This is a genomic window from Mesorhizobium sp. 113-3-3 (assembly GCF_016756495.1).
Classification (GTDB): domain Bacteria; phylum Pseudomonadota; class Alphaproteobacteria; order Rhizobiales; family Rhizobiaceae; genus Mesorhizobium.
Window position 1 is genome coordinate 5,440,881 of sequence record NZ_AP023243.1, and the last position, 18,166, is coordinate 5,459,046.

Annotated in this window: 19 protein-coding genes and 1 riboswitch; of the genes, 9 read left to right on the top strand and 10 right to left on the bottom strand. The window is 64.3% G+C overall.

Annotated elements, in window-relative coordinates:
* Nucleotides 1-10 precede the first annotated feature (10 nt).
* Nucleotides 11-268 (top strand): type II toxin-antitoxin system RelB/DinJ family antitoxin, encoded by a 258-nt coding sequence (locus tag JG746_RS26710; RefSeq protein ID WP_202355439.1) that lies wholly within the window; start codon nucleotides 11-13, stop codon nucleotides 266-268.
* 2 nt (nucleotides 269-270) lie between these two features.
* Nucleotides 271-543, top strand: coding sequence for a type II toxin-antitoxin system YafQ family toxin (locus tag JG746_RS26715; RefSeq protein ID WP_202355440.1), 273 nt, complete (start codon nucleotides 271-273; stop codon nucleotides 541-543).
* Between the two features lie 83 nt (nucleotides 544-626).
* On the opposite strand, the gene JG746_RS26720 is transcribed toward JG746_RS26715, so the two are convergent.
* The 3 genes from JG746_RS26720 to JG746_RS26730 all read right to left on the bottom strand — a co-directional run bounded on the left by JG746_RS26720 (nucleotide 627) and on the right by JG746_RS26730 (nucleotide 4,315).
* Complete coding sequence (locus JG746_RS26720) at nucleotides 627-1,679, bottom strand: substrate-binding domain-containing protein (RefSeq protein WP_202355441.1); 1,053 nt, start codon at nucleotides 1,677-1,679, stop codon at nucleotides 627-629.
* Nucleotides 1,680-1,726: 47 nt separating this feature from the next.
* Nucleotides 1,727-2,722 carry an ABC transporter permease gene (locus tag JG746_RS26725; protein ID WP_096455690.1) on the bottom strand — a complete coding sequence of 332 codons (996 nt, stop codon included), beginning with the start codon at nucleotides 2,720-2,722 and terminating at the stop codon, nucleotides 1,727-1,729.
* Nucleotides 2,723-2,803: 81 nt separating this feature from the next.
* On the bottom strand, nucleotides 2,804-4,315 hold the full coding sequence (locus tag JG746_RS26730; RefSeq protein ID WP_202355442.1) for a sugar ABC transporter ATP-binding protein: 1,512 nt from the start codon (nucleotides 4,313-4,315) through the stop codon (nucleotides 2,804-2,806).
* A gap of 137 nt (nucleotides 4,316-4,452) precedes the next feature.
* Here JG746_RS26730 and mtnK point away from each other — a divergent pair, with 137 nt between their 5' ends.
* A complete protein-coding gene (gene mtnK, locus JG746_RS26735; RefSeq protein WP_202355443.1) occupies nucleotides 4,453-5,724 on the top strand; it encodes an S-methyl-5-thioribose kinase in 1,272 nt (423 codons plus the stop codon).
* Entirely contained in the window at nucleotides 5,721-6,815 is a 1,095-nt protein-coding gene (mtnA, locus tag JG746_RS26740; RefSeq protein WP_202355444.1) for an S-methyl-5-thioribose-1-phosphate isomerase, read from the top strand. The genes mtnK and mtnA overlap by 4 nt, the downstream gene beginning before the upstream one ends.
* A gap of 12 nt (nucleotides 6,816-6,827) precedes the next feature.
* On the opposite strand, the gene JG746_RS26745 is transcribed toward mtnA, so the two are convergent.
* Nucleotides 6,828-7,367, bottom strand: coding sequence for an Lrp/AsnC family transcriptional regulator (locus tag JG746_RS26745; protein ID WP_202355445.1), 540 nt, complete (start codon nucleotides 7,365-7,367; stop codon nucleotides 6,828-6,830).
* Between the two features lie 48 nt (nucleotides 7,368-7,415).
* Here JG746_RS26745 and JG746_RS26750 point away from each other — a divergent pair, with 48 nt between their 5' ends.
* The 4 genes from JG746_RS26750 (at nucleotide 7,416) to dhaL (ending at nucleotide 11,120) form a co-directional block, all read left to right on the top strand.
* A complete protein-coding gene (locus JG746_RS26750) occupies nucleotides 7,416-8,591 on the top strand; it encodes an MFS transporter (protein ID WP_202355446.1) in 1,176 nt (391 codons plus the stop codon).
* Between the two features lie 100 nt (nucleotides 8,592-8,691).
* A riboswitch (FMN riboswitch) is annotated at nucleotides 8,692-8,834 on the top strand.
* Between the two features lie 78 nt (nucleotides 8,835-8,912).
* Entirely contained in the window at nucleotides 8,913-9,386 is a 474-nt protein-coding gene (locus JG746_RS26755; protein WP_202355447.1) for a 6,7-dimethyl-8-ribityllumazine synthase, read from the top strand.
* A 69-nt stretch (nucleotides 9,387-9,455) separates the two neighbouring features.
* A complete protein-coding gene (locus tag JG746_RS26760) occupies nucleotides 9,456-10,469 on the top strand; it encodes a dihydroxyacetone kinase subunit DhaK (RefSeq protein WP_202355448.1) in 1,014 nt (337 codons plus the stop codon).
* A gap of 15 nt (nucleotides 10,470-10,484) precedes the next feature.
* On the top strand, nucleotides 10,485-11,120 hold the full coding sequence (dhaL, locus tag JG746_RS26765) for a dihydroxyacetone kinase subunit DhaL (protein WP_202355449.1): 636 nt from the start codon (nucleotides 10,485-10,487) through the stop codon (nucleotides 11,118-11,120).
* On the opposite strand, the gene derI is transcribed toward dhaL, so the two are convergent.
* The 3 genes from derI to JG746_RS26780 are packed head-to-tail and all read right to left on the bottom strand — an operon-like array spanning nucleotide 11,117 to nucleotide 13,163.
* Nucleotides 11,117-11,557: a D-erythrulose-4-phosphate isomerase gene (gene derI, locus JG746_RS26770; RefSeq protein WP_202355450.1), complete on the bottom strand. Its 441-nt coding sequence runs from the start codon at nucleotides 11,555-11,557 to the stop codon at nucleotides 11,117-11,119. The two genes, dhaL and derI, sit on opposite strands and share 4 nt — an antisense overlap.
* A gap of 28 nt (nucleotides 11,558-11,585) precedes the next feature.
* Nucleotides 11,586-12,344, bottom strand: coding sequence for a triose-phosphate isomerase (locus tag JG746_RS26775; protein ID WP_202355451.1), 759 nt, complete (start codon nucleotides 12,342-12,344; stop codon nucleotides 11,586-11,588).
* Between the two features lie 48 nt (nucleotides 12,345-12,392).
* Entirely contained in the window at nucleotides 12,393-13,163 is a 771-nt protein-coding gene (locus tag JG746_RS26780) for a DeoR/GlpR family DNA-binding transcription regulator (protein ID WP_202355452.1), read from the bottom strand.
* 275 nt (nucleotides 13,164-13,438) lie between these two features.
* On the opposite strand from JG746_RS26780, the gene fba reads away from it, so the two are divergent.
* A complete protein-coding gene (gene fba / locus JG746_RS26785) occupies nucleotides 13,439-14,503 on the top strand; it encodes a class II fructose-bisphosphate aldolase (protein ID WP_202355453.1) in 1,065 nt (354 codons plus the stop codon).
* A gap of 66 nt (nucleotides 14,504-14,569) precedes the next feature.
* Here fba and JG746_RS26790 read toward each other — a convergent pair whose 3' ends face one another.
* Genes JG746_RS26790 through JG746_RS26800 form a run of 3 tightly spaced genes read right to left on the bottom strand, consistent with a single transcriptional unit; the run spans nucleotide 14,570 to nucleotide 18,130 of the window.
* Nucleotides 14,570-15,508, bottom strand: a complete 939-nt coding sequence (locus JG746_RS26790; protein WP_202355454.1) for a sugar phosphate isomerase/epimerase family protein — start codon at nucleotides 15,506-15,508, stop codon at nucleotides 14,570-14,572.
* A 46-nt stretch (nucleotides 15,509-15,554) separates the two neighbouring features.
* Complete coding sequence (locus tag JG746_RS26795) at nucleotides 15,555-16,643, bottom strand: class II aldolase (protein WP_244730454.1); 1,089 nt, start codon at nucleotides 16,641-16,643, stop codon at nucleotides 15,555-15,557.
* Nucleotides 16,613-18,130: a glycerol-3-phosphate dehydrogenase gene (locus JG746_RS26800; protein ID WP_202355455.1), complete on the bottom strand. Its 1,518-nt coding sequence runs from the start codon at nucleotides 18,128-18,130 to the stop codon at nucleotides 16,613-16,615. Before JG746_RS26800 ends, JG746_RS26795 begins: the two co-directional genes overlap by 31 nt.
* Nucleotides 18,131-18,166: the final 36 nt, after the last annotated feature.

Below are 18,166 nucleotides of genomic sequence, written 5' to 3' on the forward strand. Positions count from 1 at the left end.
GAGTTACGATATGGCTACAGATGCAGTGGTCCGCGCTCGGATCGACGCCGCGACGAAGGATCAGGCAACGGAAGCTTTGGCGGCCATGGGCTTGTCGGTCTCCGATGCCATTCGCCTGCTCCTGGTGCGCGTGGCCGCCGACAAGGAATTTCCTTTCCCGGTGAAAGTGCCTAACGCAACCACGCGAAAGGCCATGGCCGAATTGGAAAAAGGCAAAGGCAAGCGCTTCGCCTCGGCTGATGAATTGTTCAAGGATCTGGGGCTCTAGGAATGCCAGCGCCCATTCATTCCGGGCAATTTCGTCGGGATGTGAAGCGTATGGAAAAGCGTGGCAAGAACCTTGGGAAATTGCGCGATCTGCTAGGCCTGCTGATCGCCGGGCATGAACTGCCGCCGACGTACAAAGATCATCCTCTGAAAGGCGACTGGAAGGGCTTTCGAGACGCGCATATCGAACCGGACTGGCTCCTGATCTACCGCGTTGTCGGCGATGAATTGCAGCTTGCCCGTACCGGTTCACATTCCGACCTGTTCAACGAGTGAACTCCACGGAATAGCCGCCCACAGCGATCTGCTGCGGGCGGCTCTCGATGCGTGCCATTCGACACGCCGTAAAGTGCCGAAAGCTACTTCGCGTTCGGGTTCGGCATCCAGGCCGGCATGGCGACATCGGCATGGGCGAACTGCGGCAGCTTGGCCGACAGGTCTTCCATGTTCTTGATGTCCTTGTCGATCAGCTCCTTCTGGGTGATAAGCGTCGGCGGCACGATGACGTTGTGGCCGGGGTCTTCACCGGCCAGCAGCTGCGCCAGAGCGCGCACCGAGACCTGGCCGACGACGGCCGGGTTGGTGGCGGCGGTCGCCGCCCAGGCGCTGTCGGGCTCGCGCATCGCTGAGATGTCCGATGTCGAGATGTCGGCCGAATAGATCTTGATGCCCTTGTTCAGGCCGGCCTCGTCGACGGCGATCTTCACGCCCTTGGCGAATTCGTCATAGGGGGCGAACATCACCTTGATATCGGGATGGGCCGACAGCACCGAGCGCGCCTGGTTGGCGACGGAGTTGGCGATCGGGTTGTCGAGCGTGCCGAACATCGCGACTTCCTTGATGCCCGCATATTTCTTCTTCACGTCGACCCAGGTCTCGTTGCGCCGATCGAGCGGCGCGATGCCGGCGACATAGACATAGCCGGCGTTCCAGCTCTCGCCGTTGTCCTTCACCGCCTGCTCGAGCGCGAGGCGGGCAAGGTCCTTGTCCGACTGTTCGATCTGCGGAATTTTCGGGTTTTCGACATTGACGTCGAAGGCCACGACCTTGATGCCGGCGTCAACCGCGCGCTGCGCGGCGTCCTTCATCGATTCCGTCAGGCCGTGCTGGATGATGATGCCCTGCACGCCAAGCGCGATGGCCTGGTCGACCATGTCGGACTGGAGCGCGGCATCCTGGCGGCTGTCGAGCACGCGCAGGTCGATGCCGAGCGCCTTCGACTGTGACTCGACGCCCGAAAGGTAGGCCTGGAAGAAGTCGCCGGTCGAGAGATAGCGCACCAGTGCGATCTTGACGCCAGGCTTGTCGAACGGCGCCGGCTTGTCCGCGGCAAAAGCCGGAACCTGCATCAGCATGGTTGCGCCGGCCAGTCCGAGCGCCACCTTCCCCAGAAGTCGTCTTGTGATGTTCACCTTGTTTTCCTCCACTCTTGTTGAACCCAAAATCCTGTCCGGTCGGACTACCCCCTGCCCCTGCCCGAAAGGGCAAAGGTGAAGACAAGGGCGACGACCAGAACCACGCCCTTGACGAAATCCTGCGTGTAGTAAGGCGCGTTCATCATCGTCAGGCCTTGCAGCAGGATGCCGACGAACAGCGCGCCGACGGCGGTACCGAAGGCGTTCGGCTTGGCGGCGCCCAGCACCGCGTAGCCGATCAGCGCCGCAGCAACCGCATCGAGCAGCAGATTATTACCCGAGGCGATGTCGCCGCGTCCAAGCCGGGCCGCGAGCAAAATGCCGCCGATCGAGGCAAAAACTCCTGAAATAACGTAGGCCCAGATCTTGTATGCCTTGACAGGCGCACCGGCGAGTTCGGCGGCGCGCTCATTGGAGCCGACCGCATACATCATGCGGCCGAAGCGGGTGTATTCGAGGAAGAACCAGATCAGCACGGCCAGCACCAGCAGCACGACCACCGACACCGGAATGAGGTTCGGGATGAAGAAGTCGAAGCGGTGGCGGCCAAGCGCCAGGAAGGCGTCGCCGAATTTGCCGTTGGCGACCGAACCGTCCGGCATGGTCATGCCGGTGGCGATCGATCGGCCCTCGGTCGGGATGCGCTGCAGGCCGACCAGCAGGAACATCATGCCGAGCGTCGCCAAGAGATCGGGCACGCGCATATAGACGATCAGCCAGCCGTTGATCAGGCCGACTACGGCACCGATGAGCAGGCAGACGACGACCGCGACGACGGCGTTCTGCTCCAGCACCACCATGACATAGGCCGCCGCCATCATGGCGGATGTGGCGACCGAGCCGATCGACAGGTCGAAGCCGCCGACAACCAGAGTGGCTGTGACGCCCAGCGCCAGCACGCCGGTGATGGCCACCGACTGGAAGATGAAGACGGCACTTTGCGGCGAGACGAAACCGTCGGCGGCGATCGCGAAATAGGCGACCAGCCCGAACAACAGGACGATAAAGCCATAGCGGATGGCGTAGTCGCGCAGCGTCATTCAGCGCACCCGCGCGACGCGACCATTCTTGCCCAACTCAAACCCATAGTCTCTCCATTCCAATTCTACCCGCCGCCACGCTCAGGCAGCGCTGTGCAGCGGTCCGCCGGCAACCTCCGCCAACAGTCGATCGAGATCGACTTCGGCGTTGCGGTGTTCACCGACGATTGTGTGTTCCGACATCACCAGGATGCGGTCGGCCGTCTCCAGCGCCTCGTCGAGTTCGGTGACGAACAAGAGCGTCGCGCGGCCATTGGCGCTTGCCCTCAGCTTGGCGGCGATGTCGCGCCTGGCCGAGATGTCTACGCCCTGAAACGGCTCGTCGAGGATGAACAGCGCGGCATTCTGCGCCATCCAGCGGGCGACCATGACCTTCTGCTGGTTGCCGCCGGACAGGGCCGACATCTCGTCCTTCTCGGAGCGGCAGACGATGGAGAGTTCTTCGATCTGCCGGCGCGCAGTGGCGCGTTCGAGGCGGCGCTTGAGCACCCCCAGGCTAGACATCCGCTTGAGGAATGGCAGGCTGACATTGCGCTCGATGTTGAAGCCGCCGACGATGCCGCTGGTGGCGCGATCCTTGGCGACGAGGAACACGCCGGCGGCGATCGCGTCACCGGCCGAACGCGGCGCATAGGGCTTGCCGTTCATCGTCATGGTGCCGGCGAGCGGCTTGCGCACGCCGAACAGCGTTTCGGCAAGTGCCGTCTTGCCGACGCCGACGAGGCCGGTGATGGCGACGACCTCGCCATCGCCAAGCGTCAGCGAAATCGGCCTGGCGCCCTGCCCGATGCGCAGGCCTTCGACGGTCAGGACCGGTTTGGCGGAACTCCTGGCAACGATCTGGTCGAGATGGATCTTGCGGCCGAGCATGGCGTTGACCGCGCCTTCATAGTCGAGCGGCTTGGTGTCGAAGACACCGGAAATGACGCCGTCACGCATCGAGACGATGCGATCGGCAAGCCGCCTGATGTCCGACATACGATGCGAGATGTAGAGGATCGCCACGCCCTGCTCGCGCAGCCGGTCGACCAGCGCGAACAGCCGGTCGGCCTCGGCGCTGGAGAGCGAGGAGGTCGGCTCGTCGAGGATCAGCACTTTCGGCTGATGCGCCAGTGCACGCGCGATCGCCACCATCTGGCGATCGGCCAGCGAAAGGTCGTTGACGCGAGCCTTGAGATCGATGGCCAGACCCATGCGGTCGGCGACGGCCTTGGCCTCGCGGCGCACGCGGGCCGGATTGAACAGGGTCGGCACGCCCCGGCCGCTCAGCCGGTCAAGCGTGAGGTTGGTGGCGACGTCGAGGTCGGCGACGACACCGTCATTGATGTTCTGATGCACGGTGACGACGCCGGCGCGGATCGCTTCCGCCGGCGTGTTCGGCGCAAAGTCCTGGTCCGCGAGACTCATCGTGCCGCCGCCGCGCTCGTAGACGCCGCTGATGATCTTGACGAGGGTGGATTTGCCGGCGCCATTGGCGCCCATCAGCACGGTGACTTCGCCGGAATGCAGCTCGAGCGAGATGCCGCCTAGCACCTCGTTGCGGCCAAAGGATTTCCTCAGTCCCTCTACACGGAACACGGCATTGCCGACCATGCGTTCCTCCCTGACCATGACGCTATGGGCTACATCGGCAATTGTCAACACGATTGACAATTGCCAGATCGCTTCCTAGCTTGGCCCCGCCGTCAAGGCTCCCTTATGATCGGAGCACACAGGCGGGAGGGACACGAATGACCGGGAAATTGCCGTTCGAAGCACTGTCGGCGGAGACGCTTGCAACGCGCCTCGGCACGAACGAGGCGCTGTGCGCCAGGATCGGCAGGGACACGACACACTGGAAAGTCCGCGAGGTCGGCGACGGCAATCTGAACCTGGTGTTCATCGTCGAAGGCGCCAGCGGCGCGGCCGTGGTCAAGCAGGCCCTGCCCTATGTCCGCCTGGTCGGCGACAGTTGGCCACTGCCGCTGAAGCGCTCCTTCTTCGAGTATCACGCGCTGACAAGGCAAGAGGCGCGCGCGCCGGGCTCCGTGCCTGCGATCTATCATTTCGATGAAGGCCAGGCGCTGATCATCATGGAGTATCTGGCGCCGCCGCACGTCATTCTCAGGCGCGCCCTGATCGAGGGACGCCAGTTGCCCAACATCGCCAGGGACATCGGCCTGTTCATGGCCCGAACCCTGTTTCGCGGTTCCGACCTGTCGATGGTGACCAAGGATCGCAAGGCCGATCTGGCGCTGTTCGCCGACAATGTCGAGCTCTGCGACATCACCGAGAACCTGGTGTTTTCCGATCCCTATTTCGACGCCAAGATGAACCGGCATACGCCGCAGCTCGACAGCGTCGTTGCCGAACTGCGCGCAGACCGCGACCTCAAGGTCGAGGCGCAACGGCTGAAGCACATTTTCGCGGCCAATGCCGAGACGCTGCTGCATGGCGATCTGCATTCCGGCTCGATCATGGTCACCGACAGTGAGACCCGGATGATCGATCCGGAGTTCGCTTTCTACGGCCCGATGGCCTTCGATGTCGGAATGCTGCTCGCCAATTTCTGGATGTCGTTCTTCTCGCAGCGCGGCCATGAGGAGAAGGGCAAGCGCGACGCCATGCGCGCCTATCTGCTTGGGGTGACCGCTGAGACGTGGGCGGTGTTCCGCGCCGAATTCTCGCATCTGTGGCGCAGCGAGCGCACCGGCATGCTGTACCAAAAAAGCCTGTTCGAGGATCAGGGCGACAGGCTGGGCGCGGAACAGGCGCTTGACCATGTGCTGCACCAGATCTGGACCGATCTGCTCGGCTTTGCCGGCATCGAGGTGCACAGGCGCATCCTCGGCCTCGCCCACAATGCCGATTTCGAGACCATCGCCGATGAAGAGCTTCGCGCCAGTTATGAGGCGAAGGCGCTCAAATTCGGCCGCCACATCGCCGTCAACCGGCGCCAGATACACAGCATCGACGAGGTCAACACCCTGGCCGCGCTGATCGAACAGGAGAGCAGCATTTGAACGTCGGCGACCGCCACTACCGCACCATCTGGCTGAGCGACGACGGGCGTTCGGTCGAGATCATCGACCAGCGCTGGCTGCCGCATGATTTTCGCATCGAGACGATCGGCTCGGTTGCCGGCATCGCCACCGCCATCCGCGACATGTGGGTGCGCGGTGCGCCGCTGATCGGCGTCACCGCGGCCTATGGCGTCGCCATGCAGATGGCGGACGATCCTTCCGACGAAGCGCTTGATGGCGTGTGGGAAACGCTGCACGAGACGCGCCCGACGGCGATCAACCTGCGCTGGGCGCTCGACGAGATGCGGCGCTTCCTCAAGCCGCTTGCACCGCAACAGCGCGCCACTGCCGCCTATCGGCGCGCCAGGGAGATCGCCGACGAGGATGTCGGGCTGAACCGCGCCATCGGCGAGAACGGCCTTGCCATCATCAAGGCGATCGCGGCGCGTAAAGAACCTGGCGAGACGGTCAATATCCTCACCCATTGCAATGCCGGCTGGCTGGCGACCGTCGACTACGGCACCGCCACCGCGCCGATCTATCTGGCGACCGAAGCCGGCATCCCGGTCCACGTCTATGTCGACGAGACGCGGCCGCGCAACCAGGGCGCCCAGCTCACCGCCTGGGAGATGGCCGGCCACGGCGTGCCGCACACGCTGATCGTCGACAATGCCGGCGGCCATCTGATGCAGCGCGGCGCGATCGACATGGTCATCGTCGGCACCGACCGCACCACCGCCGACGGCGATGTCTGCAACAAGATCGGCACCTATCTGAAGGCGCTCGCCGCCGCCGACAATGACGTGCCGTTCTATGTCGCGCTGCCCTCGCCGACCATCGACTGGACGGTGCATGACGGGCTCCAGGAGATCCCGATCGAGCAGCGCTCGGCCGACGAGGTCTCGCTGGTGTGGGGCAAGACCGCCAGCGGCGAGATCGCCCAGGTGCGCATCTCGCCCGAAGCGACGCCGGCCGCGAACCCGGCCTTCGATGTGACCCCTGCACGACTGGTGACCGGACTGATCACCGAACGCGGCATCGCCAAGGCCTCGCGCGAGGGCCTGAAGGCGATGTTCCCCGAGAGGGGATAGTGCCGGAGCCGGCTAATAGAGCGGCTTGCTCATGTGACCCGGCGTCGGCCATTTGTCGGTAACGCCGGGCTGCACCGGACGCTCGAGATAGGTCGACAGCACCACATAGCTGCGCGTCGAGGTGACACCAGCCGTTTCGTACAGGCGCGAGAGCAGGCCTTCCAGCGCCCGCGTATCTTCCGTGCGGACCTTCAGCAACACGCAGGTGTCGCCGGCGACGGTGTGGATCTCCTCGACTTCTGGATATTGCGAAACCGCCATCAGCTCCGGGGTCTTGCCCCAGCCCCTGGTGTCGATATGCACGAAGGCGAGCAGCGGCTTCTTCACCGCCTTGGGATCGATGATCGCCGAGGTCGCGCGAATGGCGCCGCTGCGCCTCAGGCGCTTGACCCGTTCATGCGCCGCGGGCGGCGAAAGGCCGACGCGATCACCGAGTTCGGCATAGCTGACCGTGGCGTCGTCGACGAGAACGCCTAATATTTTTCGGTCAATTGCATCGACATCGCGAGGCGCTGGCGTGTTCCGCAGAATGCCATCTGTTTCTTCATCCATATCGACAATCCCGATTGCGACGGAATTTAATACGGCCATTATGGTGATATGTCGAACAGCAATCAAGCCACCGCCCTGCCCGTCGATGCCAGGCCGCCGATCCCGGCGCTGGCCTATCTGTTGACCGGATGCATCGCCGTGATCGGCTCGAATTCGCTGGTGCTCGGGCCTATAGCCCCGGCCGTGGCCTTGTCCTTCGAAAGCAGCGTCCCGACCGTCATGGTCGCGGCCGCCGCCTTTGGCCTCGGCACCTCGGCGAGCGCCCTGTTCCTGGCCCGCTACATCGACCGGCTCGGCGCCCGCCGGATGCTGCAAGGGGCATTGCTGTTGCTGGCCATTGCTCTCGCTGCCAGCGCCGCCGCACCGATCCTGATCATGCTGGTCGCGGCCCAGCTCGTCGCCGGCATCGCCGCCGGCGTCGCCATGCCGGCGATCTATGCCAGTTCGGCGGCGATCGCGCCGCCCGGCCGCGAAAGCGGCACCATCGGCGTCGTGCTGACCGGATGGACGCTCAGCATGGTGGCCGGCGTTTCGCTCTCGGCCGTGCTCGCCGATCTGGTGCATTGGCGCGCCGTCTTCGCCGCCGTCGCGGTGCTTGCACTGCTGGCGCTGGCCAGCCTCACCATGACGTCGCTGAGCGATGTCAGGAAGAGCGGCCCTGCACCCACGCCGCTGGCGGCGCTCGGCATTCCCGGCATTGTGCCGCTTCTCATCGCCTGCGCCGCCTTCATGACCGCCTTCTACGGTGTCTATGGCTATCTCGGCGACCACCTTCACAGCGGGCTAGGCAAATCAGTGAGCGCCAATGGCTGGGCAGCGCTCGCCTATGGTATCGGCTTCGGCACGGCTGCTCTCCTCGACGGCGTGATCGACCGGCTTGGCGCGCGTCGCGTCATGCCGTTCGCCTATCTTCTTGTCGCCGCCGTCTATGTCGCCATTGCCGCGACGAGCGACAGTTTCGGCCTGACGCTGGCCATGGTGGCAGTGTGGGGACTTGCCAATCATTTCGGACTGAATGTCCTGGTGATGCGCCTCTCGGCGCTGGATCCCTCGCGGCGCGGCACGATCATGGGCCTGAACAGTTCGGTGACCTATCTTGCGGTCTTTATCGGCACCACCGGCTTCGGGCCGATCTATTCCAGCTTCGGCTTTGCCACCTGCGCGATGGTTGCGGCGCTGCTGATGCTGGTTGCCGCAGCGGCGGCGGCCTGGCGCACGCGATAAAGCGTCCTATCGCGCAATTGCTCCAGTCGACAGAACGTGATTGGCCACCGGCCTGTCGCCTGGTTGACAGCGGCGGCCCTGCCCTTCCATACAGAGCCGTTAATGTTCTCAGGGCGGGGTGAAAATCCCCACCGGCGGTAAGGGTCTCGACCCAAGCCCGCGAGCGCTTTCCAATTGGAAAGGTCAGCAGATCCGGTGTGATTCCGGGGCCGACGGTTACAGTCCGGATAAAAGAGAACGAAACGGAAAACCGACCGCTCCGGCGGGCCGGATTTCCGTATCGTGCGTCCTGATTCTGGTTCGAAACGGAAGGATGGACCCATGAATCAGCATTCCCACAAAGACTATGAAACTGTTCGCATCGCCGTTATCCGCGCGCGCTGGCATGCGGATATCGTCGACCAGTGCGTCAACGCGTTCGAGGCGGAGATGGCCGAGATCGGAGGCGGCCGCTTCGCCGTCGATGTCTTCGACGTGCCCGGCGCCTACGAGATCCCGCTGCACGCCAAGGCCCTGGCCGAGACCGGCCGCTATGCCGCGATCCTCGGCACGGCTTTCGTCGTCAATGGCGGCATCTACCGGCATGAGTTCGTCGCCAGCGCCGTCATCGACGGCATGATGAACGTCCAGCTGTCGACCGGCGTGCCGGTGCTTTCGGCGGTGCTGACGCCGCACAATTACCACGACAGCGCCGAGCACCATCGCTTCTTCTTCGAGCACTTCACCGTCAAGGGCAAGGAAGCGGCCAAGGCTTGCGTGGAGATTCTCGCCGCGCGGGAAAAGATCGCGGCATGAAATCTTCCCGGCCGGGTGGAAATCGCGATAACACCCGGTAGTATTTGCGAAATACCGAGTTCGGGGAGGATGCCGGTGCAGACCAAGAAGATCATCAATGACGGCAACCGCGCCGTCGACGAAATGCTCGAAGGGATCCTGGCCGCGCATCCTCGCCATCTCAGGAGCGTGGACGGCAGCCCGCGCTCGATCATCGCCCGCGACGGGCCGCGGCCCGGCAAGGTCGGGCTGGTGATCGGCGGCGGCTCCGGCCATGAGCCGACCTTTCTCGGCTTTGTCGGCAAGGGGCTGGCGGACGCGGCGGCCATCGGCAACGTCTTTGCCTCGCCGCCGCCCGATCCGATCCTCGAATGCGCCAAGGCGGTCAGCGGCGGTGCCGGTGTCTTGTTCATGTACGGCAACTATGCCGGCGACGTGATGAATTTCGACATGGCGGCCGAGATGGCAGCGATGGACGACATCGAGGTGCGCACGGTGCTGACCACCGACGACGTCGCCTCGGCGCCGCGCGATCAGCGGCAGAAGCGCCGCGGCGTCGCCGGCAATTTCTTCATCTTCAAGGCGGCTGGTGCGGCCTGCGACCGGATGCTCTCACTGGACGAGGTCGAACGCATCGCGCGCAAGGCCAACGACCACACCTTCACCATGGGCGTGGCGCTGTCGCCCTGCTCGCTGCCGCAGACGCGGCGGCCGAATTTCGAGATCGGCGCGGACGAAATGGAGATCGGCATGGGCATCCATGGCGAACCCGGCATCGCCCGCGGCAAGCTCGGGAGCGCCGACGAAATCACCGACGAGATGCTGGACAAGATTTTTGCCGAGATGGCGCCGAAGCGCGGCGACAAGGTCGCGGTGCTGGTCAACTCACTCGGCTCGACGCCGCTGATGGAGCTCTACATCATGAACCGCCGGGTCAAGCAGCGGCTCGATGACATCGGCGTTTCCATCCACGCGACCTGGGTCGGCAATTACTGCACGTCGCTGGAAATGGCCGGCGCCTCGGTGACCCTTTTCCATCTCGACGCGGAAATGCAGACCATGCTCGACCACCCCTGCGACTGTGCCATGTTCCGTGCCGGCTGACGAAAGAGCGTTCCCGTGACCATCGACACCGCTGACTTGAAAAGAATGTTCGATACGATCGCGGTGGCGGTCGAGGCCGACAAGGACCGGCTCTGCCAGCTCGACGGCGTCATTGGCGACGCCGATCACGGCATCGCCATGGCGCTCGGCTTCAACGCCGTGCGCGATGCGCTGGCCTCGCTCGACCTTGCGGCGACCGAGCCGACGGCGCTGCTCAACACGGCGGCGAAATCGTTCCTCAATGCCGTCGGCGCTTCCTCGGGCCCGCTCTACGCCACGGCCTTCATGCGCGCCGCCGCCGCCGTCAAGGGCAAGGCGACGCTGGCGGACGCGGACTTCACCGCCCTGTTCCAGGCCATGGCACAAGGCATCAAGGATCGCGGCAAGGCGGAACCGGGCGAAAAGACGATGGTCGATGCCTGGCAACCGGCGGCCGAAGCGGCCGCCGCGGCCAGTGTCGCCGGCAAGACCCTGGCCGAGAGCCTCGGGGCAGCCCTTGCCGCCGCCCAGTCTGGTGCGGAAGCGACCAAGGACATGATCGCCGCCAAGGGCCGCTCCTCGCGGCTCGGCGAGCGATCACTCGGGCACATGGACCCGGGCGCAGCATCGGCCGTCACAGTGATCGGCGCGATACGAGACAGTCTCGCTTAGCCCTTGGCCGCGTCTAGCCTGTTGATCGCCTGGACATTGCCGGCCGAGGGGCCTTGTTCGTCGAACTCGGAGGCGAGCCACGTATCGACGATCGCCTTGGCCAGTTCCGGGCCGATGACGCGGGCGCCCATGGTGATGATCTGCGCGTTGTTGGATTTCGCCGCGCGTTCGGCCGAATAGGTGTCATGGGTGAGCGCGGCGCGGATGCCCGGCACCTTGTTGGCCGAGATCGAGACGCCGATGCCGGTGCCGCAGAACAGGATGCCGCGATCGTTCTCGCCGTCGATGATGGTCTGGGCGAGTTTCTGCGACAGGTCGGCATAGTAGCCGGCCTGGCTGAGATCGCTGACCGTCAGGCCGGATTTGGTGGCGAGATGCGCGGCGATGACATCGAGCAGCGGCTTGCCGGCGCTGTCGGCTCCAATGGCTATTTTCATGCTTCTGACCCTTTCGTGTTCGGATGATTCAGATCGCCGCCGAGGTGCGGCTGAGAATGTCGATGTAACCGTCCGCCTGCCAGGCGGAGCGGCCGATGAAGAGGCCGTCTATATTGGCCTGGCCAATCAGTTCGGCGGCATTGCCAGGATTGACGCTGCCGCCATAGAGCACCGGCGGCACCGACGGCAGCAGGCCACCAGCCACCATCTTGATCAACGCCTGCTGTTTGTCGGCATAGTCGGCGCTGGCCGGAATGCCCTTGTCGCCGATCGCCCAGACCGGCTCGTAGGCGAACAGGATTCTTGCGCCCCTCGCCTCGCCTTCGAGGAATTGCAGCGCGCCCTCGACCTGGGCACTCAGCACGACATCGGCTTGCCCGCTTTCGCGCTCGGCCAGTGTCTCGCCGACACAGATCAACGGGATCAGACCGTGCTTCACGGCGGCCGCCGTCTTCAGGCCAACCGTGCGGTCGTTCTCGCCAAAATGCTCGCGCCGTTCGCTGTGGCCGAGTTCGACCAGATCGAGCCCGCAATCCCTCAGCATTGGCGGAGAGATTTCGCCGGTCCAGGCGCCGGCATCTGCCCAATGCATGTTCTGGGCACCGACCTTGACGCGCGTCGACGACAGCACCTGCTTGACCTCGCGCACCGCCGTGAAGGGCGGGATGACGAAGGGCTGGATGCGGTCATCGAAACCGGGAATGAAGCCGGCCAGGCGCTCCGCGAAATCCAGCGCCTCGACGAGCGTCTTGTTCATCTTCCAGCTTGTACCGACCCAGTAGACCACGCGTACTGCTCCCTAACTTTGTTGATCACGGTCCGCCGATTTCAGGCATCATGATCCCTTGTCGACCACCGTCAGCGAAACGCCGGCGGCATCCAGCGCCGCGCGCACGCCCGGCTCGGGCGTGCGGCCGGTGAAGACCGTGTCGAATGCGCTGAGATCGGTGAGAAAATGCAGCGCCGTGCGGCCGAACTTGCCATGATCGACCAGCAGATATTTGCGGGTCGCCGCCGCCATCATCAGCCGCTTGGCCTGTACCACCTCCTGGTCCTGGTGGAAGGCGGAAGCGCCATGGATGGCCGAGGACGACAGGAAGGCGACGTCGGCGCGCAGCGATTTGAGCGAAGCCTCGGCCAGCAGGCCGAAGAAGCCGTGGAACTTCTTGCTGTACTGGCCGCCGAGCGCGATCAGGTTGATGCCGCCGGCGCCGGCGAGCTCCTGGATGACGGCCAGATTGTTGGAGATCACCGTCAGCGGCCGCAGGTCGGCGAGATGGCGCGCGATACCGCCCGCCGTCGAGCCGTCGTCGATGATCACCGTCTGGCCGGGTTCGATCATGGCCACGGCGGCCGCGGCCAGACGCTGCTTTTCCTCCGTCGCCTGCTTTTGCCGGTAGCGAAAATCGCTTTCGAACAGGCTGCTCGGCTGGATCGAGGCGCCACCGCGCACCTTGCGCAGGAAACCGCTTTCCTCGAGATCGTCGAGGTCGCGGTGCACGGTCATCTTCGAGACGCCAAAGCGCAAGGCGAGGTCGTCGACGCCGGCCTGACCGGCGTCCATCAGAAACTCCATGATGCCTTGACGCCTGACGTCGCTCTTCATTGCCGCTGACCGCCAAACGCCGAAGCGTGGCTCCTTGATCCAACTTCTGAATGTAACAGCTTCTATCGCAAAAGTATCATAAATTTTGTGATAATGGGATAATTCTCTGGGATATTCCGTCGACCTCGATCGCAGCGCTGTAACAAGAATTGCGGCCGGGACGGTCTGTCACGGTTGCGGTTGCGCGGAAATCCGGCCAGAAGCATCGGTGGGCTGGACGATGCGCGGACGGTCCGCAACCACCAGGTTTGAAACCAGATACGGGAGACTATTCGTTGGCTCGCATCACACTGAGACAATTGCTCGATCACGCCGCCGAATACGGCTATGGCGTACCGGCCTTCAACATGAACAACATGGAACAGGGCCTCGCCATCATGGAGGCGGCGGAAGAGACCAAATCGCCAGTCATCCTGCAGGCAAGCCGCGGTGCGCGCGCCTATGCCAATGACGTGGTGCTGGCCAAGCTGATCGACGCGCTGGTCGAGATCCACCCCGACATCCCGGTCTGCATGCATCTCGACCATGGCAACAACGAAGCCACCTGCGTCACCGCGATCCAGTACGGCTTCACCTCGGTGATGATGGACGGCTCGCTCAAGGAAGACGGCAAGTCGCCGGCCGACTACGCCTATAATTCCGGCATCACCAAGCGCGTCGTCGACATGGCGCATTGGGGCGGCGTGTCAGTCGAAGGCGAGATCGGCGTGCTCGGTTCGCTGGAGAGCGGCGGCGGCGAGCAGGAAGACGGCCACGGCGTCGAAGGCGCGATCAGCCACGACCAGCTTCTGACCGATCCGGAACAGGCGGTGCAGTTCGTCAAGGACACCCATGTCGACGCGCTTGCGGTGGCCATGGGCACCAGCCACGGCGCCTATAAATTCTCGCGCAAGCCCGACGGCGCGGTGCTGGCGATGAACGTCATCGAGGATATCCATCGCCGCCTGCCGAACATGCATCTGGTCATGCACGGCTCGTCCTCGGTGCCGGAGGAACTGCAGGAGATCATCAACAGATATGGCGGCCAGATGAAGCCGACCTGGGGCGTGCCGGTGGAAGAGATCCAGCGCGGCATCAAGCATGGCGTGCGCAAGATCAACATCGACACCGACAACCGCATGGCGCTGACCGGCGCGATCCGCAAGGTGCTGACCGAGAACCCCAGCGAGTTCGACCCGCGCAAATATCTGACGCCGGCCATGGCGGCGATGCGCAAGCTCTGCAAGGAGCGCTTCGAGCAGTTCGGCACCGCCGGCAATGCGCCGAAGATCAAGCCGCTGCCGGTCTCGGAGATGGCCAAGCGCTACAAGTCGGGCAGCCTCGACCCGAAGTTCGGCTGAATTTCCAGCGACTTCAATCTGAAGAGCTCAACGGGCAGGAGCCGCATCGGCCCCTGCCCGTTTTTATCAGGCCTTTGGCAGAAGACCGGACCTGCCGGTCTCGATGAACGGCGCCCAGTAGTCGACGGACTCGCGGATCATCGCGACGACCTGATGGTCAACCGGTTCGCGCTCACGGAACGATAGCTCGAGGCAGATTTCGTTGTCTGTGCCGCCGCCGCGCCGCACCGTCTCCAGCAGCTTTTCCGGGGTGATGCGGCCGTCCTTGTTGTAGGCCGACGTGAACGGCCAGTGGCCGCCCTTGTTCATCGACGATTGCTTGATGTGGATGATCGGCGATTTCCTGGGAAAGGCCTCGGCCCAGGCATAGGGATCGATGTCGGCGGGATTGCTCGAGGTGACGTCGCCATGGTCGATGTCGACCATCATCTCCAGCGGAATGGCCATGCCGGCGGCGTCGATCGCGCCTTGCAGCAGCCGGCAGTTCTCGATTGTGTGGCCGAATTCGCGGCCGACCGACATCGGCTCCCAGAACAGGTAGGTCAGGCCGGCCGCCCTGGCGTGCTCTGCGACCTCGCGCCAGCAGTCCAGCGCGATATCGAACAGCCGCTCGCGGCGCTCGAGGTCGTCAAAGTCACGATGGGTGAAGATGGCGAATTGCGTGCCCATGCCGCCGGCGCCAAGCTCTGCCGCAATGTCGGCAAAGGTCTTGAACCAGTCGACATAGTAGCGGCGCACGTCGGCATCGGGGTGGCCGAAATGATTGAGCCGGCCGTAGGGGCCGGTCATGCCGGAGGTGACACGCACGCCAGTGCGGGCGAGCGCGCCGCGAAACAGGCGGACGAATTTGACGATCGTCGCGGCGGGCCAGCCGGGATTGACGAACTCATGCGTGAGCTGCACGTCCCTTATGCCGATGTCGTAAGCAATCGTGTCGATCAGGTCGTCCGGATCGGCAAAGCGATTGACCAGCGGATTGGTGTTGAGGGAAAGCGTGAAAGCCAAGGCCGCTATCCCTCCCGTGACCACGGCTCGATGGAGCGGAATGCCGTCATTGCAGCGTCGCCCCCTCGCGGTTGAGCTGCTGCCGGTATTTCTCGGCGTCCCAGTTCAAGAGCTCGGCATTCTCATTCGGGCTGAGATAGTTGACGCGCGCCGTTCCATCGACGCGCGCGATGACATCAGCCAGGCAGCGCGCCATCGCTTCGGCGCCGGCATTGGCGTCCCGGCGCATCAGCACGCCCTTGCCGGGAAAGAGAATGGACGTCGGTGTGGCTCCAGTGCGGGCAACGACCGCCGCCGCGTCCTCGCCGGGACCGGCGATCACCGAGCCGACGCCAAGGAAGATCACATGATCCGGGTAGAGGCTGCCAGAGGCGGCGATGCGGCAACTGGCGAGATCGGTCGCGACGGCATGCGCGGCCGCCGATGCCGGCAGCCGGTAATCGCTGCCGGCGGCCAGCCTCAGCAGCGCGTCGAGATCGGGTTCTGGAGCCGGGCGCGGCGGCCGCGCGAGCAGCCCGGTCACCCGTTGCAGCAGCAAGGCTGCTTCGCCGACCGTGTCGGCGGCGACCACCAGCCCGTGATTGCCAAGCACGAGCACATTGGTCGCGGGCCTCAGCCGCTCGGCGATCGCCTGCGCCAGCGGCAGGCCAGGCCGGCGATAGGGCACGAAGGCCCAGTCGAGGCCGCGCAGGCGCTCCTCCAGCAAGGCTTCGGCATTGGCCTGCACGGCGATCGAGATCGTCTCGACACAATGGACGTGGACCACGATCTTCTGCGGCAGCAGTGCGTGCACCGTCGTCTCGATGGAGGGCCGCAACTGGCGGGGGTTGAGGTCGGCCAACGTGAACTGCCCGGCCGTCTCGGCCGCCGGGCTGCGATGCGCCACGGCATCCAGCAACGGCGCCAGCGCGACCGGCACCATGATCTCGTCGTCGCGCGCATTCTTCAACCAGGTGCCGGAGGCCTTTATCCACAGCACGCCGGCCTGCTTGATGGAGGTGTTGCCGCCGGCGCCCTGGACCAGCAGCGGATCGGCGCCGATGCTGGCGGACAAGGAACGCAGCATGCAGAATTCGCTGTGATGGTTGTCGCCCGAATGCGCCATCAGCCTGCCCTCGCCAGCCGGTTCGCGCACCAATGCTCGAAGGCCGCCCTCTCCTCGGCGGACAGATGCAGGCCATGCTTGGTGCGCCGCTCGAGAATGTCGGCCGATGTAACCGCCCATTCCCGGTCGAAGAGATAGCTGGCCTCGCGCTCGAAGAAATCCTTGCCGAAGCAGCGGCCGAGCTCATCAAGCGAACGGGCCCCACCAACCAAAGCCCGTGTCCTGGTGCCGTAGAGCCGGCCGTAGTGCTTCAGCAGGGATGCCGGCATCCAGGGATATTCGCCTGCGAGATTGCCGAGAAATTGTTCGAAATCGGCATTGGCGATGTCGCCACCGGGCAGATGCGCCTTCGCGGTCCAGGGCTTGCCCATATGGGGAAAGAACGGCGCGATCCTGTCCAGCGCATGCTCGGCCAGCTTGCGGAAAGTGGTGATCTTGCCGCCGAAGACGGAGAGCAGCGGGGCCTGCGCGTCCGGCGCGTCGAGCTCGAAAATATAGTCGCGGGTCACAGCGCTTGGGTTGTCGGCATTGTCGTCATAGAGCGGCCTGACGCCGGAGAAGGAATAGACGACATCGCCGCGCGCCAAACCGCGCTTGAAATAGCGGTTCACCACCCTGATCAGGTAATCGATCTCGCTCTCATCCGCCGCCACGTCCTCGGGCCGGCCGTCATAAGGAATGTCGGTGGTGCCGATCAGCGCCAGATCGTTCTGATAGGGATTGATGAAGATCACACGCTTGTCGCTGTTCTGGATGAGATAGGCTTGGCGCCCTTCCCAGAATTTCGGCACGACGATGTGGCTACCCTTGACCAGGCGCACATTGCGGCTGGAGTTCTGGCCGGCAACGCGGTTGACGATGTCGTTGACCCAGGGGCCGGCGGCATTGATCAGCGCCCGCGCCCGAACCACCGTCCTGATGCTCGTCCTGCCGTCCTGCATCTCGACAACCCACAGGCCGTTCTCGCGGCGGGCGGCGGTGCAGACGGTGCGGGTGAAAACCCTTGCTCCCCGCTCGGCGGCGTCGAGCGCGTTGATGACGACGAGGCGGGCATCGTCGACCCAGCAGTCGGAGTATTCGAAGCCGCGCCGGAAGGCGTCCTTGATCGGCGCGCCCTCCGGCGCGGTGCGCAGGTCGAGCGTGCGTGTCGCCGGCAGCCGCTTGCGTCCGCCGAGATGGTCGTAGAGGAACAGGCCGAGCCGCACCAGCCAGGCCGGCCGGTCGTCCGGGCTGTGCGGCAGCACGAAGCGCATCGGCCAGATGATGTGGGGTGCTGATTCCAACAGCACCTCGCGTTCGATCAGCGCCTCGCGCACCAGGCGGAATTCGTAATATTCGAGGTAGCGCAAGCCGCCATGGACGAGCTTGCCGGAGCGAGAGCTGGTGCCTTCGGCGAGATCGTCCTTTTCGCACAGGATCACGGAAAGGCCGCGGCCCGCCGCGTCGCGCGCGATGCCGGCGCCATTGACGCCGCCGCCTATGACGAAGAGGTCGACGATTTCAAGGCCGCCGTTCATCTCGCCATGGCCTCGATGCCGGTTTGATGCGTCATG

Coding starts and splice junctions, on each gene's coding strand:
- JG746_RS26750 (WP_202355446.1), top strand. CDS start 7,416: ATGTCGAACAGCAATCAAGCCACCGCCCTGCCCGTCGATGCCAGGCCG.
- JG746_RS26725 (WP_096455690.1), bottom strand. CDS start 2,722: ATGACGCTGCGCGACTACGCCATCCGCTATGGCTTTATCGTCCTGTTG.
- JG746_RS26780 (WP_202355452.1), bottom strand. CDS start 13,163: ATGAAGAGCGACGTCAGGCGTCAAGGCATCATGGAGTTTCTGATGGAC.
- mtnK (WP_202355443.1), top strand. CDS start 4,453: ATGACCGGGAAATTGCCGTTCGAAGCACTGTCGGCGGAGACGCTTGCA.
- derI (WP_202355450.1), bottom strand. CDS start 11,557: ATGAAAATAGCCATTGGAGCCGACAGCGCCGGCAAGCCGCTGCTCGAT.
- JG746_RS26755 (WP_202355447.1), top strand. CDS start 8,913: ATGAATCAGCATTCCCACAAAGACTATGAAACTGTTCGCATCGCCGTT.
- JG746_RS26760 (WP_202355448.1), top strand. CDS start 9,456: ATGCCGGTGCAGACCAAGAAGATCATCAATGACGGCAACCGCGCCGTC.
- JG746_RS26710 (WP_202355439.1), top strand. CDS start 11: ATGGCTACAGATGCAGTGGTCCGCGCTCGGATCGACGCCGCGACGAAG.
- JG746_RS26730 (WP_202355442.1), bottom strand. CDS start 4,315: ATGGTCGGCAATGCCGTGTTCCGTGTAGAGGGACTGAGGAAATCCTTT.
- JG746_RS26745 (WP_202355445.1), bottom strand. CDS start 7,367: ATGGATGAAGAAACAGATGGCATTCTGCGGAACACGCCAGCGCCTCGC.
- JG746_RS26800 (WP_202355455.1), bottom strand. CDS start 18,130: ATGAACGGCGGCCTTGAAATCGTCGACCTCTTCGTCATAGGCGGCGGC.
- JG746_RS26715 (WP_202355440.1), top strand. CDS start 271: ATGCCAGCGCCCATTCATTCCGGGCAATTTCGTCGGGATGTGAAGCGT.